The organism is Kineosporia babensis (assembly GCF_021129305.1).
Lineage (GTDB): Bacteria > Actinomycetota > Actinomycetes > Actinomycetales > Kineosporiaceae > Kineosporia > Kineosporia babensis.
The window spans coordinates 138,251-152,844 of record NZ_JAJOMB010000016.1 but is presented as its reverse complement, the minus strand read 5'-3'; the positions used below and the strand labels follow the sequence as shown (position 1 = coordinate 152,844).

General features: G+C 67.5%; 15 protein-coding genes. 5 read left to right on the top strand and 10 right to left on the bottom strand.

Annotation, left to right across the window (positions count from 1 at the left end; genetic code table 11):
* Positions 1-5: 5 nt before the first annotated feature.
* Both LR394_RS26350 and LR394_RS26345 read right to left on the bottom strand, forming a co-directional pair.
* Positions 6-743 carry a mycothiol-dependent nitroreductase Rv2466c family protein gene (locus LR394_RS26350; RefSeq protein WP_231446943.1) on the bottom strand — a complete coding sequence of 246 codons (738 nt, stop codon included), beginning with the start codon at positions 741-743 and terminating at the stop codon, positions 6-8.
* 72 nt (positions 744-815) lie between these two features.
* Entirely contained in the window at positions 816-1,697 is an 882-nt protein-coding gene (locus LR394_RS26345) for an alpha/beta fold hydrolase (protein ID WP_231446941.1), read from the bottom strand.
* Positions 1,698-1,803: 106 nt separating this feature from the next.
* On the opposite strand from LR394_RS26345, the gene LR394_RS26340 reads away from it, so the two are divergent.
* On the top strand, positions 1,804-2,361 hold the full coding sequence (locus tag LR394_RS26340) for a TetR/AcrR family transcriptional regulator (protein WP_231446939.1): 558 nt from the start codon (positions 1,804-1,806) through the stop codon (positions 2,359-2,361).
* Between the two features lie 149 nt (positions 2,362-2,510).
* Here the strand turns inward: LR394_RS26340 and LR394_RS26335 are convergent, their stop codons facing one another.
* Positions 2,511-3,251, bottom strand: coding sequence for a GOLPH3/VPS74 family protein (locus LR394_RS26335; RefSeq protein ID WP_231446935.1), 741 nt, complete (start codon positions 3,249-3,251; stop codon positions 2,511-2,513).
* A 91-nt stretch (positions 3,252-3,342) separates the two neighbouring features.
* Positions 3,343-4,014 (bottom strand): hypothetical protein, encoded by a 672-nt coding sequence (locus tag LR394_RS26330; protein ID WP_231446934.1) that lies wholly within the window; start codon positions 4,012-4,014, stop codon positions 3,343-3,345.
* 174 nt (positions 4,015-4,188) lie between these two features.
* Between LR394_RS26330 and LR394_RS26325 the strand changes: the two genes are divergently transcribed.
* Entirely contained in the window at positions 4,189-7,482 is a 3,294-nt protein-coding gene (locus LR394_RS26325; RefSeq protein ID WP_231446932.1) for a DUF4132 domain-containing protein, read from the top strand.
* A gap of 190 nt (positions 7,483-7,672) precedes the next feature.
* Here LR394_RS26325 and LR394_RS43225 read toward each other — a convergent pair whose 3' ends face one another.
* The 5 genes from LR394_RS43225 to LR394_RS26300 all read right to left on the bottom strand — a co-directional run bounded on the left by LR394_RS43225 (position 7,673) and on the right by LR394_RS26300 (position 11,928).
* Positions 7,673-8,353, bottom strand: a complete 681-nt coding sequence (locus LR394_RS43225) for an HAD family hydrolase (protein ID WP_231446931.1) — start codon at positions 8,351-8,353, stop codon at positions 7,673-7,675.
* A gap of 1 nt (position 8,354) precedes the next feature.
* Positions 8,355-9,728, bottom strand: coding sequence for an FAD-binding oxidoreductase (locus LR394_RS26315; RefSeq protein WP_231446929.1), 1,374 nt, complete (start codon positions 9,726-9,728; stop codon positions 8,355-8,357).
* 203 nt (positions 9,729-9,931) lie between these two features.
* A complete protein-coding gene (locus LR394_RS26310) occupies positions 9,932-10,774 on the bottom strand; it encodes an alpha/beta fold hydrolase (protein ID WP_231446926.1) in 843 nt (280 codons plus the stop codon).
* Positions 10,775-10,887: 113 nt separating this feature from the next.
* On the bottom strand, positions 10,888-11,454 hold the full coding sequence (locus LR394_RS26305; RefSeq protein WP_331283106.1) for a TetR/AcrR family transcriptional regulator: 567 nt from the start codon (positions 11,452-11,454) through the stop codon (positions 10,888-10,890).
* Positions 11,455-11,928 (bottom strand): nuclear transport factor 2 family protein, encoded by a 474-nt coding sequence (locus LR394_RS26300; protein ID WP_407937131.1) that lies wholly within the window; start codon positions 11,926-11,928, stop codon positions 11,455-11,457. It abuts the gene before it with no gap.
* Positions 11,929-12,030: 102 nt separating this feature from the next.
* On the opposite strand from LR394_RS26300, the gene LR394_RS26295 reads away from it, so the two are divergent.
* Positions 12,031-12,813: a DUF1963 domain-containing protein gene (locus LR394_RS26295; protein ID WP_231446920.1), complete on the top strand. Its 783-nt coding sequence runs from the start codon at positions 12,031-12,033 to the stop codon at positions 12,811-12,813.
* Here the strand turns inward: LR394_RS26295 and LR394_RS26290 are convergent, their stop codons facing one another.
* Positions 12,814-13,365, bottom strand: coding sequence for a hypothetical protein (locus tag LR394_RS26290; protein WP_231446918.1), 552 nt, complete (start codon positions 13,363-13,365; stop codon positions 12,814-12,816). It lies immediately after the preceding gene.
* 200 nt (positions 13,366-13,565) lie between these two features.
* On the opposite strand from LR394_RS26290, the gene LR394_RS26285 reads away from it, so the two are divergent.
* Positions 13,566-13,898 (top strand): ArsR/SmtB family transcription factor, encoded by a 333-nt coding sequence (locus LR394_RS26285; RefSeq protein ID WP_231446916.1) that lies wholly within the window; start codon positions 13,566-13,568, stop codon positions 13,896-13,898.
* Positions 13,898-14,581 carry a cation transporter gene (locus tag LR394_RS26280; protein ID WP_231446914.1) on the top strand — a complete coding sequence of 228 codons (684 nt, stop codon included), beginning with the start codon at positions 13,898-13,900 and terminating at the stop codon, positions 14,579-14,581. The genes LR394_RS26285 and LR394_RS26280 overlap by 1 nt, the downstream gene beginning before the upstream one ends.
* Positions 14,582-14,594: the final 13 nt, after the last annotated feature.

The window sequence follows — 14,594 nt, the reverse complement described above, 5'->3', positions numbered from 1 at the left end:
CGGGTTTACTTCTTGAGGCGCCGGCTTCCGGCGTGCCAGTCCTCGACCCGGCCCGGTTTTTGCGTGGTGACCCCGAACGACGGCAGCTGAGGCTGTTCCCGCAGGCTGCGCTTGAGCTCTGCGAAGCCGGGGAAGCGGGCCAGACCGAGGACGTGGTCCCACAGCACCGCGGCCTGATCCTCGTCCGGCAGCCGACTGATCACCGGCCCGAAGAAGGCGACCCCCTCGGGCGGCTCGAAATGCACGATCGGCGTACCGACGTCCTTACCCGTCAACGACAGCGCCTCGTCCGACTCGGCCTGGATCTCGGCGTCTCGGGAGACGTCGTCCAGGTACTCCGTGAACGAGACCGGCAGGCCGGCCTCAGCCAGGGCGTCGGCGGCCAGCTCGGGGGCGCCCTGCCAACCCGGCTTGCGGTTCTCGTTCGGCAGCGTCTCCAGGATCCGGGCCCCGAACGCGGCGTACAGCGGGCCTATTGCGGCGCGGCCGTGCTGTTCGCGGGCCGCCGCGGCCACGCGCAGGAGCCGCAGGCCGGCCGTGTGCTGGGCCTCGTACTCCGGCGGGAAGTGGCTGTCGTAATCGATGTGGGCGTTGATCAGGCGCAGGGAGATGAACCGCCAGTCGACGGTGTAGTCGCGCTGGGCCTGGACCATCCGGATCCATTTACTGGTCATCCAGGCGAACGGGCAGATCGGATCGAAATAGAAGTTGATGTCGGCGGTCGCAGTCGCGCTGAGGTTCATCGAAGCCATTTCTCCTTCTGGTCGCGGGCTACCGGCCGGCTCGTGGGGGAGCCGGCCGGGACGTCTGCCGGCTCAGCCGATCTTGCGGGACAGGAAGTCGTGGATCAGGGGGAACACCTCGTCAGCCCGATCCTCCAGCAGGAAATGGCCGCTGTCGAAGAGATGGAACTCCAGGTCCTTCAGGTCGCGCTTGTAGGGGTGGGCGCCCTCGGCCGGGAAGATGACGTCGTTGGCGCCCCAGACGATCAGGGTGGGCGGCTGCTTGGCCCGCAGCCATTCCTGGACGGCCGGGTAGATGCCGGGGTTGGTGCCGTAGTCCAGGAAGTAGTCGAGCTGGATCTCGTCGTTGCCGGCGCGATCCAGCAGCGCCTGGTCGATGACCCAGTTGTCCGGGGAGATCCGCTCGAGGTGCGCCATCCCGTCCGTGTACTGGAACTTCGTGGTCTCCGGGGTGATCAGGGTTCGCAGGGCGTCCCGGTTCGGCTGGTTCGGTTCGGCCCAGTAGCGCTTGATCGGTGCCCAGAAGTCGTTGTCGAGCCCCTCGTCGTAGGCGTTGCCGTTCTGGACGATCAAGGCGGTGATCGCGTCCGGGTCGGCCAGAGCCAGGCGCCAGGCGGTCGGGGCCCCGTAGTCGAAGACGTTGACCGCGTAGCGGGTGATGCCCAGTTTCTGCAGCAGCCGACGGACGTACAGGGCGGCGTTGTCGAACGTGTAGCCGAACTCGGTGTGGTCCGGGGCCGCGCTCTGGCCGTAGCCGGGCAGGTCGGGCGCGATGACGTGGAAGCGGTCGGCCAGGTGGGGGATCAGGTTGCGGAACATGTGCGACGAGGTCGGGAAGCCGTGCAGGAGCACGATCGCCGGGGCATCGGCCGGTCCGGCCTCCCGGTAGAAAATGTCCAGACCGTCGAGGTTTTCGGTCTTGTACTGAACAACAGGGGACGTTGTGGTGGCCATGGCTGGTCTCCGTTTCCGGCTCGGGGGCGAACGTCTTCGACCATACATACCTCTAGGTATGGCGGCAACCCTCAAGGTAGGTATGGTGCGGTGCTAGGGTCCCGCCATGGACAACAGGCGCAGGATCGTCGACTCGGCCAAGCGGATGTTCTGGCGCAACGGCTACTCGACGACCAGCCCGAAGCAGGTGATGGCGGATTCAGGGGTTGGCCAGGGCAGTTACTACCACCACTTCCCGTCCAAGACCGGGCTCGGCAAGGAGGTCGTGGACGAGAACGGCCGCGACCTGCTCGAGGCGGTCCAGGCGGCCATGGCTGGACTGCCCACCGGCAGGGAGCGCTTGTTGGCGTTCCTCAAATCCGCAGACTCAGCGCTCGAGGGCTGCCGGGTGGGCGGGTTCGCCTATGACGCCGGCGTGCTGGCCGATCCGGAACTCCAGAGCTCGCTGAGGGTGGCGTTCACCGAGTTGGCCGACCTGCTGGAGAACGTGGTTCGTGAAGGGCAGGAGGACGGGTCGCTGCCTTCGTCGCTGGACCCGGTCAGTACGGCAGCTGCATTGCTCGCCGTGGTCGAGGGCGCCTTCATCCTGGCCCGAGCTACGGGGCAGCAAAGTTCGGCGGACGCGGCCACCGCCGGGGCGAAAGCGCTGCTCACTGGGCTGTGAGCGCCTCTGCTAGAGGTGCGCTCCTTCTCGCGGAAGAGCAGATTCCAGGGAGCTTTCGGAGCGTCAGGTGCCAGTGTTGGCAGACCCGTGGTGGCGGTTGTGTGGGCTTGCCCTGCTGGTTGCCCGGCACGCTCATCGTGGCGATGGCCTCAGTCGCCTCCTCCTCCGCCATCCCCACCACCGTCGCCACCGCTGGAGCTGCTGTGGTTCCCGGCCGAGGCAGCGTCGCGGGCGATCGAGGACACACACGCCGCCACGGCTGCGCTGATCACTCCCGAGCCCCAGTCACCCTTCTGGATCTCCCGGGCCCGCTGCCTGACCTCGGTTGACCAGGGCAGGCCCTGATCCTTGAAGACTCGTTTGAGGGAGCCCGCGGCGGACAGCAGGGCAATCAGGGCGGCGATGTGGGGCCGGGCGGTGAGTCCGTGCTCCAGTACGCCTCGGATCTCGTTGCGGACGGCCTGTTTGCGGGTGACGTCGACGCTGGGGTAGATGGTCTGGGAGATGAAGCGCAGGAGCGTTTTCTCCTCTTGCCGGACCAGACCGCGCTCGACGAGCCGGACCGGTACCTGCTCATCCAGGCCGTCCTCGAGCTTGTTCACGATCGACTGCGCGGGCCGAGGCTTGTGGGCCACCTCGTCGAGAGCTTGCTGCAGCAGCGGATTGGATAGCCGGCCCTGGCCGCGGGGTAGGAGCTTGCGCTGTCTGAAGAGGCCTTCCTTCGGGCCCAGCTCAATTCGCTCCAGCAGGGCCAGATCGGACAGTAGGGCACCGGCCAGCAGGTACGGCGCTGCTCCTCCACCGATGATGGTGCCCTTCGTGTCGTCGAGCAGGAGGAGCATCAGGTCCTCGGCGATCAGGAACTCTTCGGGCCGGTGGCCGGCGGCCATGATGCCTCCACAATCTCTGTAGAACCTGACTCAGGTGTGAGCTGTGCGGGCAGCGTGGGGTGCCCACACCGTCCTCAATTTCGGTTCGAGATCAGAAATATCCCATGGCGAGCCGCTGGTTGCGGAATTCCTCGGGGGTCCAGGCCAGTCCGGCGAGGGCGCAGATGGTCCGCAGGCCCTGATAGGTGTCGAAATCGTTCTCGTCCGGGTGGACGCCGGCGGCCTCGGCGGCCGGGCGCAGGGGCGGCGGGAATTCCTCCGGGGGCAGTGTGTCTGTCCAGGCGAGGCGGAACATCGAGTCCTCGCTGCCATCCGAGAACATCAGGTGCTCGTCGCCGTTGACGCTGCAACTGAACAGGGCTCGGGTCAGTGGGCCGGGCGGCAGCTGGGCGACGATCTTGGCCCGAAAGGTGCTGCCCGGCATGCCCGGCAGGTCGAACTCGTCGTCCATCGCGGTCAGGCCGCTGAGGTCGAAGGCGAAGGACCAGCCCGATGTGCCCTGGCCGGCCAGGATCAGGGCGCCTTCGTCGGTCGTGCCCGTGGCCTGATGCAGAACATTCAGCCAGTTCCCGTCAGGGCGAGCGGGCAGTTCGCCCGGATCCAGCTCCCGGACGAACTTGCCGCCCACCATGACCAGGGCCTGGCGGGGCTCGAGATCGCGAACCACGTGCAGGCCGAAACCAAGGCTCTGCGAGGCCTGGGTGGCCCAACGGACACCGCCGGTCTCGTCCAGCACCTCTGGTCGGAAAACGGCTGCAGGCACGACGAACTCCTCGATCCGGGAACTGAGGTCCCGGACTCTCGCAGGCCTTCCGGAGATCGTCAACCGGCTGCTGTTTGTCCTGGTCAGTTGCATTGGCCGCGATTTTGTCGGACCCCGTGGCTAGGGTTCCCCAACGTATCGACGAGGCGCTTCTCAGGCGGAGGATCCAGGACCATGCGTGACTTCGAGTTCAGTGCTGGCTGGCAGCGTCAGTTGTCGTCCCGGCGAGGCAGTCTCGGGGTGGGGCCGTTCACCCCGGTCGCCCAGCCGCGGCACATGGTCCAGAGCGCGCTCGGCCAGGACCTTGAGGACCTGAGGCCGGCGTTGGGCCGCAGCCAGGCCCCTGAGCTGGGTGAGGCCGGGCTGGCCTGGCTCGACGACCGGGCCGACGCTACGCCGCTGGGGGCCGCAGTGGTGGCGACCGCACTGCTCGACCGGCACGGCGTGGACGTCCGCAAGGTGCCGTTCGCCGACCTCTGGATCGCCGAGCGTGGGCTGGCTTTCGCGGCACATGCGGTGGTCGAGCTGATGGCGCTGGCGGGGGATGGCCGCGACGCCGCCAAGATCTACCCGATGCGACCGGGACAGGACCGCAACCACTGGTGGCAGGGCTTTCACCTGGCCTACCTGTTCCGGGTGCGGGCTGCACTGGCGGCCGCGGAGCCCGAGGAGTACGCGGGGGTGGTGAGCGAACTGGCCAAGCATCGTCACCGGCATGAGTATCACCGGCTGGCCACCACCTTGCTGGCGCCCGGGGAACCCGACTGGGTCGAGGAGTGCGTGGCCGCGACCGTCGCCACGCAGAACGACGTGTACCGGGCGGTGGCGCTGACTCAGGCGGTGACCGAGGTGGAGCAGCTCAATCGGCTGGACGCGGTGTACCAGCCCCGGTGGGGGTTCCGCTGGCGGGTCACGGATACCCACACTCAGGTCGCGACGCTGCTCGACGGGGTCGGGGCCGAGCTGCTGGACACGCTTCTGGACTGGTACGAGGACACGCACATCGACAGCGACCGGGAGCGTCGGCTGCTGTTGGCCGTGGCCCAGATTCCCTCGGATGAGGCGATGCGGGCGCTGATCGAGCGCTTCGGTAAGCGGTACGTGCCGCAGGCCCTGCAGGAAGCCTTGACGCGCTATCCGGAGCGCGGGGTGCGGTTGCTGGCCGAGGCCGGACCCGAACTGGGGCAGTTGCTGCGGGCCCACCTGCTGGGGCACCGCGACCTGGCCGCCGCACTGATGCCGGACTTGCCGGCCCAGGCAGCGCAACGAGCTCAGGGTCTTCTGGACGATGCCGCGACGACGGTTGAGGCCGCCGCGGATGCCCTTCCTTCGCTGCTGGTTTCGCCGCCGTGGCTGAACCGGGTCAAGACCGCCAGGCCGAAGGTGATCACCGGGCTGGTCTGCCTGGCCCAGCCGGCCGTGCACTGGCGAGACGGGGAACAAGAGGCATTCGCCGAAGTGCCGCGCGGGTACCTGACCTACCGCAGTGATCCGGCAACGCTCGGCAGCTGGGAGGAACGAGCGGCAAGAATCAATGAACACGGGGGCTACTGGTACGACAATCTCTCGTTCTTGCTGGAGGCCCCCGAAGACCTGGCCCGGCGGGTGCTGCCCGGTTACGCACCGGACAACTGGGTCGGCTGGAACGAACTGGCCCCAATCGTCGCCCGGTTCGGCGCCGATGCCATCGCGCCCATGATCCTGCGGGTCGAGGCTCGCCCGGCCGACACGTATCGCGTTCTGGCGCCGCTGTTCTCCCCGGAACTGGCGGTGAAGACGGCCGAGTGGCTTGCCCAACGCAAGAGCGCACGAGGAGTGGCCACCACCTGGTTGCTGCGGCACTCGGCCGACGCCTCGCTCGCCCTGGTGCCGCAGGCTCTGGGGAAAGCTGGGGTGGCCCGCCGACAGGCCGAGGCTGCGCTGGTACTGCTGAACACGCGAGGCGAAGGCGCGGCCGTGCGGGAAGCCGCGCAGAGCTACGGGGCCCCCGCGGCCGCGGCAATCGATGAGTTGCTGGCGCGGGATCCGCTCATGGTGCTGCCGGCGAAGGTGCCGGATCAACCGGTCTGGGCCCTGCCCGGGCTGCTGCCGTCGGTGCGGGTGAAGGATGGCTCCTCGGTGTTGCCGGACACCGCCGTCACGTACCTGATCACGATGTTCGCGTTGAGCCGGATGGACCAGCCGTACGCCGGGCTGGACATGGTCAAGGAGACGGTGAACACCGACGACCTGGCCGCCTTCGCCTGGGCCCTGTTCGAGGGCTGGCTCGGTGCCGGGGCCGAGCCCAAGGAGAACTGGACGCTCGATGCCGTGGCCCTGGCCGGTGACGACGAGGCGGTGCGTCGGCTGACCCCGATGATCCTGGCCTGGCCCGGAGAAGGTGGCCACCAGCGGGCAGTCGCCGGGCTGGGCGTGCTGGCGACGATCGGCACCGATGTGGCGCTGATGCACCTGCACACCATCGCGCAGCGGGCCAAGTTCAAGGGCCTGAAGACCAGGGCCCAGGAGAAGATGTCGGAGGTCGCCGACGATCTCGGCCTGACCGCCGATCAGCTGGCCGACCGCCTGGTCCCGGGGCTGGGCCTGGCGGACGACGGCAGCCTGCGCCTCGACTACGGGCCCCGGCAGTTCGTGGTCGGGTTCGACGAGCAGCTGAAGCCGTTCGTCGCCGACGCGGCCGGCAAACGGCTCAAGACGCTGCCCAAACCAGGCGCCAAGGACGACCCGGAACTGGCTCCCGCGGCGTACAAGCAGTTCTCCGCGCTGAAGAAGGACGTTCGCCGGGTCGCGACGGACGTGATCGCCCGCCTGGAGTTCGCCATGGTGAACCAGCGCCGGTGGAGCGGTGCAGAGTTCCGTCAGCTCTTCGTCGCTCATCCGCTGCTGCGGCACATCGTGCGGCGGCTGGTCTGGGGGCTGTACGACGAGCAGGGCCGGCTGACCGGCTCGCTGCGGGTGGCCGAGGACAGCAGCTTCGCCGACGTGAGCGACGAAGAGGTCGTCCTGGCCGATGACGCCGTGCTGGGCGTCGTGCATCCGAGGCATCTGGACGACGTGTCCGCCTGGACCGAGGTTTTCGCCGACTACGAGATCCTGCAGCCCTTCGCGCAGCTGTCCCGTTCGGTGTTCACCCTGAGCCCGGGCAGCGCCGAGTCCGGCCACCTCGAGCAGTTCGAGGGGCTGAAGGTGCCGGCCGGCAAGCTGCTCGGCCTGGAACGACGGGGATGGCAGCGAGAGAGCCCGATGGACGCCGGTGTGCAGGGCAGCATCGAGGTCACCTTCGCCTCCGGAACCTCCTGCACGGTGGTACTGGATCCGGGCTTCATCATCGGGATCCCGACCGAGTTCGAGGACCAGCAACTCCACTCGGTGCTCCTGCGCAGCAACGGCGACGTGAAGGGCCCTGATCCGGTCGCCGTTTCGGAGATCCTGCGCGATCTCGGCGAAGTCACCGGCGTCACCGCATAACCCGTTGGCGGCGGCGGGAGGTCACTCCTCGCCGCCGCCAGGGCCGTTGCGGACCGGATCGAGTAAGCGAACCGGTCCGGCTGCACGCCCACCGCGTTCATCAGGTGAACTACTCCCTGCTGGTGAACCAGACCGGCTGGGGCCCGGAACAGTTCTGCCAGTGGCTGGCCGCATCAATTGCGGGAGTGGGTCAACGGCGGACGAGTGCGACCAGGTCGTCCAGCGAGGCGATGACGGATTCGGTAGGGGGCGATGTCAGGCTCCGGTCCAGCGTGACGGCCTGGAACCCGAGGTCGGCCGCGGCCTGTGCGAGGGCCGGATCGTCGTCGATGAAGAGGCACCGGTCGGCGGGCAGGTCCAGACAGCGGCGCCCGGCCTCGTACATCCGGGGGTCGGGCTTGTTGCATCCCAGATCCTCGGAGATCACGAATTCTTCGAAATAGTGCGCAATTCCGAGCTCGGCAAACATCTCGGCCATACCGGCCGCCCAGTTGTCCGAGACGACGCACATGCGCACGTCCCATTGGCGCAGCTGATCGAGAGTGCGCAGTACGTCGGGGAACAGTTTCAGCACCGGCCCGGCCGCGGGCGCCTCGAGTTCGTTCAGCAGGGGCAACGACGGCTGCGGCATTCCGAGTTCGCGCAGCATCGTACGGTGATACTCGGACCGGGCCGGGGTCGTGGCGCCGGAGGCGAGGAACCGATCGCCGGCCGCGATGGCGTCGGGGAACCGGTCGGTGGGGGTGTCCGGCGCATGCGCCATCACGATGGCCTCGAAGTCGTACCGCGGATTCCAGCGACCACCGATCGGGCCGGTCAGCACCCCGCCGGAATCGAACATCACGCCCTGAACCGCTCCGAACGTGGGCACGTTAGGCGAGGATGTTGTGGTTGGAGCGGAACATGTTCTGTGGATCGTATTTCTGCTTCACGATCAGCAGCCGCTCGTACACCTCCGGCCCGTAGATGGCGGACAGTTCGTCACGGGTTCCGCCTTCGTCCGGGGACAGGAACGTGAGAAGTCGCCGCTCGTCGGCCCACGGCGTCAGTTCGTCGATGCACCGAGCCAGGTAGGCACGTAGGCCGGGTGCATCTTCCGGTCCGCCGACGCCGAAAGCGAACCATTGGTAGGCCAGCCCTCGGCTGGACACCGCGTCCGCTTGGGCCGGGGGACGGTCCAGAGCGCCGCCCAGGGCCCGCAACTCCACGCTGGCCAGCGGGCAGTCCGAGTCCGGGCCGGCCAGGCCGATCAAGGTGTTCAGGGTCTGGTCGGACAATTCGCGCAGGCCGATGCTGCGGTCGCAGTACGGCACCGGTAGCGCCGGATCGCTGTGGATCGCGCCGACAGCTGCGTACGGCATGACCCCAACCGTGTCGATCAGAGCAGGTCCCAGGTCGCGCATCGGTGCGAGCAGGGCTGCCCCCTGGCCGGCGTCGCCGACGTAGGAGAACCGGATGTGCACCACGAATGCACCCTGCAGCGGCGGCGGAAGGTCCGGCAACGGGGGCAGACGCTGGATCGCTACTGAGGTGGACGCCGCCTCCGGCAGAGTCTCGGCCCAGTCGCGCCAGGCAGGCAAAATCTCGGCGAGGCGTTCGCCGGGCAGATACAGGCCTCCGCCGTAGATCTCGCTCACCGGGAACAGGGTGAACTCCACCGCCGTGACCACGCCGAGGTTGCCCTTGGAGCCGCGCAGCGCGAAAAAGAGCTCGTGCTCGGCCGTGACGACCTGGAGTTCGCCGTCCGCCGTGACCATTTCGATCCGGGTGACGTGGTCGGAGCCGTATCCGTGAGACCGGCCCAGGACCGGGCTCTGACCACCGCCGAGCAAGTAACCCACGACGCCGACGGTGGGCGCCGAACCGCAGACCGGGGCCAGGCCCGACCCGGACGTTGCATCAAGAACGTCCTGCCAGCGCGGAGTGCCGGTGATCCGGGCCGTCCGGGTCTCTGGTTCGATGACAACGGAATTCATTGCATCCAGGGTGATCAGGACCGCCGACGAGGCCGGATCGGGCTGAACGTGCCCACCACCGCGGACCGCAACACCGAGGGCATTATCGGCCGCGAACCGCACAGCTGCCTGGACGTCCTGCGGACTGCTCGCCGCCACCACGACGGCCGGATTCAGCGGAGTCAGCAGGTTGAAAGTGAAGGCCTCGATGTCGTGCCCGGGCTCACCCGGCAGCAGCACCTGGCCGCTCACCTGGGCACGAAGTGCGACAACGTCTGCTGCGGACACCATGGACAACTCCTCCTGAGTTCCAGTTCAGGTGCACGGAGCCCAGATGTGTTTCCCGATCCGGATGTCAACCCGAACCTGACCGCGATGGGCGAGGCGGACGTCGACAATTCTGATCGGCCCGGTGGAGGCCGCAAGCCCAGGCGATCATCGCAGGGACGGCGGCCGGGTCGAGAGGGGCGAGCGCCCCTCTCGACCCGGGGCGCTCAGGCCTGGAGGAACTGCAGCAGTGCCTGGTTGACGTCGTCGGCGTGGGTCCAGAGCAGTCCGTGCGGAGCGCCTTCGAGTTCCACGTAGGTCGCCGAGGGGACAGCGGCGGCGAACCGGCGGCCGGTGACGTCGACCGGCAGGATCCGGTCGCCGGTGCCGTGCAGGATGAGAGTCGGCTTGCCGGAGTCCTTCACCGCCTCGACATCCTTGCGGAAGTCCTCGAGCCAGGCCGGCACAACCGCGTACGCGGCGACCGGGGCGCTGCCGACGGCGGTGTTCCAGCTGGCCCGCACGGCTTCTTCGGAGATCCGGGAGCCGAGAGTTTCGTCCAGGTTGAAAAAGTCGTTGAAGAACTGGGTGTACCAGGCGTACCGGTCGGTGCGGGCGGCGGTGACGATGCCGTCGAAGGCGTCCTGCGGCACACCCTCGGGGTTGTCGTCGGTCTTGAGCAGGAACGGCTCCAGCGAGGCCAGGAAGGCCAGCTTCGCCACCCGGTCGCTGCCGTGGCGGGCGACGTAGCGGGCCAGTTCACCGGTGCCCATGGAGAATCCGACCAGCACCACGTCGCGCAGGTCCAGTTCGGTGAGCAGGGCGTTCAGGTCGCCGGCGAAGGTGTCGTAGTCGTAGCCCCCGGCCGTCTTGGACGATCCGCCGAACCCCCGGCGGTCGTAGGTGATCACCCGGTAGCCCGCCTTGAGCAGCGCCGCGGTCTGCTTCTCCCAGCTGTTGCCGTCCAGCGGGTAGCCGTGGATCAGCAGGACCGGCTGCCCTTCGCCCTGGTCCTCGTAGTGCAGCTCGATGTCGGTGCTGTTCTGCTGCCCGACCTTGATGGTGCCCATCTTGGAGTTCCTTCCCTCGATGTTGCCCAGAGCCGTCGTGCCCGGACGATCATCCGGGCACGGCCAGCTCAAGCACGGACGGCGGCCAGATATTTCCGGCCGCCGCCGCGTCCTCAACGGGCCTTGTCCGGGCCGGCCAGCGACGTCAGATGTCTCAGAGAGCGCGCAACCGTGGAATGAAGAACGGGTGGATCGTCCAGGGCGCGGGCGAGGATCAGTGCTCCCTGAACGGTGGCCACGAAATCGGTTGCCAGTGCTTCGGCTTCTTGTGCAGGGCCGGGAAGCGCCTCGGTAATGGCCTGAATCCAGGCGGTGAAATAGCCCGCGATCTGCTGCGCGAATCGTTCTCGCTCCTGACCCAGGGCGAAGGACCCGTACAGGCAGACCAGATGCCGCGATGAGAAGTACTCCTCGACCGCGCCCGCCATGGAGGTGAGACGTTCGGCAGCTGGGACGTCCTGGTTCTGTAATGAACGGTAGACGTGGGTTTCGAACCAGAGGCCCACCTCGTCCAGCACGGCGTTGGCCATTTCCTCCTTGCCACCGGGAAAGAAGTTGTAAAGACTTCCCTTTCCGAGACCGGTGTGCCGGGTGATCGCCGCCAGGCTGGCCCCCTCGTACCCGTGCAGGCGAAACGCCGTGGCCAAACCCGGGATGGCGTCGGCTCGCCCGGTGATCACTTACAGTCCCAGATCGCTCAGGCCAGGGTGGTCTTCGGGGCGAGGGCCCGAGCGGTCCCAGAAGAACTTGCGCTCGTCCTCGGAGATGGCCAGGTCGTTGATGCTGGCGTGCCGCTCACTCATCAGGCCCTCGGCGTCGAAGGCCCAGTTCTCGTTGCCGTACGAGCGCATCCACTGGCCCTGCGGGGTGTGCCACTCGTAGGCGAAACGGACGGCGATGCGGTTGCCGGTGTGCGCCCACAGCTCTTTGATCAGCCGATAGTCGTTCTCGTCGGACCACTTCTGAGTCAGGAAACGGACGATCTCCGGCCGGCCGGTCAGGAAGACATTCCGGTTCCGCCAGCGGCTGCCTTCGGTGTAGGCCAGCGACACCCGCTCGGGATCGCGGCTGTTCCAGGCGTCTTCGGCGAGTCTCACCTTGACGGCGGCCGACTCGTTCGTGAACGGGGGCAGGGGAGGACGAGACATGACCATGACGCTACGCGCCTTTACCGATCGGTACAAGTGGTCGAGGCGGCTCCAACGGTAGAAGCTCGGAGTGCACTCCAGGACAGCCGTCCTTGATAGGTTCCCCGGATGACGCACACCGGCTATTCGCTTGCCCAGTTCAAGGAACGGTTTCGCCAGGTGGCAGCTGAGCGCGATGCGTCGCAGGCCGTGGTCGAGAGCTACCTGAGCACCCTGCGTCCCCGGGTGGCACTGCACACCGAGGCCAATGACGCTGGGGTCGTCTTCCGTTACGGAGGCGATCCGCGGTTGCCCGCCGAGATCGAATGGCCCGGCGAGCTGGCGTTTCTCGGTGCGCTCGACTGCTCCGCGATTCCCCGCGAGCACCTGGATCTGCCCTATCCCACGGGCGGGGAACTGCTGTTCTTCTGGGATGGCTGGGACACCCCGGACACCGACGAGGGCCGCGTCATCCACGTGGCGGATCCGGCCGCGGCCGCACCTCGGTCCGGGCCCGGCGACGCCTACGAGCGAATCGACTACTACGCCACCCCGCGGATCGAAGCAGCCTGGGACAGCAGCTATTTCCCGGACGACGAGTTCGAAGACTTCCGCCGGCTCCACGACGCCGTGCAGCAGGAGGAGAGCCCTGTGCACGACGTCTTCGCGTTGGGCGGTTACCCGAACGGCGAGATGACACCCGAGTGGGAGATGGCCGAAGTTCTCGGCCAGGGGCAGACCTTCGAGCAGAAGCAGGAGATCGAGGCCCGCCTGCACAACGAGTGCCGGGTGCTGCTGTCGGCCAACAGCGACCCGGCCGAGGAATACCGGCTGACGTACGCGATCCTGACCCAGGACCTGTCCGCCGGCCGGCTCGACGCCGTGCGGGTGAGCGCCAACGTCAACGACTGATCAGCTCTTCTTGGCGGTCGCCTCGAGGTGCGCCTTCGTGACGTCCCACAGCTGGTCCACGCTGGTGACCTCGGTGGCGTCGAGCACGTCCTGACGCACCTCGGGGCAGCCGGTGCGCATCTGCGCGTCGAGCTGCACGTCCTCGAACGACACATCCTCTCCCGGGTCCGCCTTCTTGCTCGCCCAGACCGCGTCGTACCAGAACGATCCCAGGAGCATCGCCTGGTCCTCCGGTGTGTTCTCCGCGAGGCCCGGCAGCACGACCGGCATCACCTGACAAGCAACTGCCCCGATGCCTTCCGGCCCTGCCTCGACCGCCCAGGCGTCCAGCTCGGCGAAGAGCTCGTCCTGCCGCCCGGAGATCTTCTCGAGGTTCTCCAGACCCTCGGCGCTGTCCAGCAGCTGCGTGATGTCAGCCTGAATCTTCTGGACCTCGGCCAGATGAGTGGAGGACGGCGATGCGGCGGATGCCGCCGACGAGTCACTCCCGCTGCAGCCCGCCAGCAGAACCCCTGCCAGGCCGATGATTCCGAACCGTGTGACGCTCAGCATTGCGCAGTTCCCTGTTGTCTTTTGAAGAGCGATGAAGGGTGCAAAGGGTATAAGCGGGACGGTTAAAAGCACGAATCAACGGACGTCGGCGGCCCGGTGGTGCCGGAGCCGGCCTTTCGGCCGGATCGGCCAACGTATCGGCCCCCACTCGCCGAAGGTACAGCTATCGATGAATACATTGAGGCGTGTACTATCGGAGCATGGAGGTCGTCACCCACAGCCAGGTGCTCGCGCGCTTCGGCCATGCCCTGTCCGACCCGACCCGTTCGCAGATCCTGATGGCGTTACGCAACGGCCCGGCTTACCCGGCCGAACTGGCCGAGTCGATCGGCGTCACCCGGCAGTCCTTGTCCAACCACCTGACCTGTCTGCGTGGATGTGGCCTGGTCGTCGCCGCCCCTGAGGGTCGGCGGGTGCGCTACGAACTCGCCGACAGCCACCTGTCCCACGCCCTGAGTGAACTACTGGACGTCGTCCTGGCTGTCGATGCCGACGCCTGCATGTCCGCCCGCGAAGGCAAGGACTGCTGCTGATGGCCCTGGCCCTGGTTGAGCGCGCGACCCTGACCCACCGGGTAAGACTGCTGGTCGCGGCCACCATCATTTACAACGTGGTCGAGGCAGTGGTCGCCCTGTCCGCCGGCGCGGCCGCATCCTCAAGCGCTCTGATCGGTTTCGGACTGGACTCGATCATCGAGGTGTCCTCGGCCGCCGCGGTGGCCTGGCAGTTCTCGGCCCGCGACCACGCCGTACGCGAAGCCCGCGAGCACACCGCCCTACGAGTCATCGCCCTCTCCTTCTTCGGCTTGGCCACCTTCGTCACCATCGACGCGGTACGAGCTCTCACCGGTGCGCAAGAGGCCAGCCACTCAACCGTCGGCATCGCGCTGGCCGCCATCTCGTTGGCCGTGATGCCCTTCCTGTCCTATGCCCAGCGCCGTACCGGCCGCCAACTGGGCTCAGCCTCGGCCGTGGCTGACTCGAAACAGACCCTGCTGTGCACCTACCTGTCTGCGGTTCTGCTGCTGGGCCTGCTGGCCAACTCGCTGCTGGGCTGGTCCTGGGCCGACCCGATCGCAGCCCTGGTCATCGCGGCCGTGGCCGTGCGCGAAGGCATCAATGCCTGGCAGGGCAATGACTGCTGCCCGCCCACCACCGCCCTGGCGTTCGAAAACGAAGCAGGGGCAGCCCAGCCGAGCTGCTCCTGCTGCTCCTGAACCCGTAACGGCA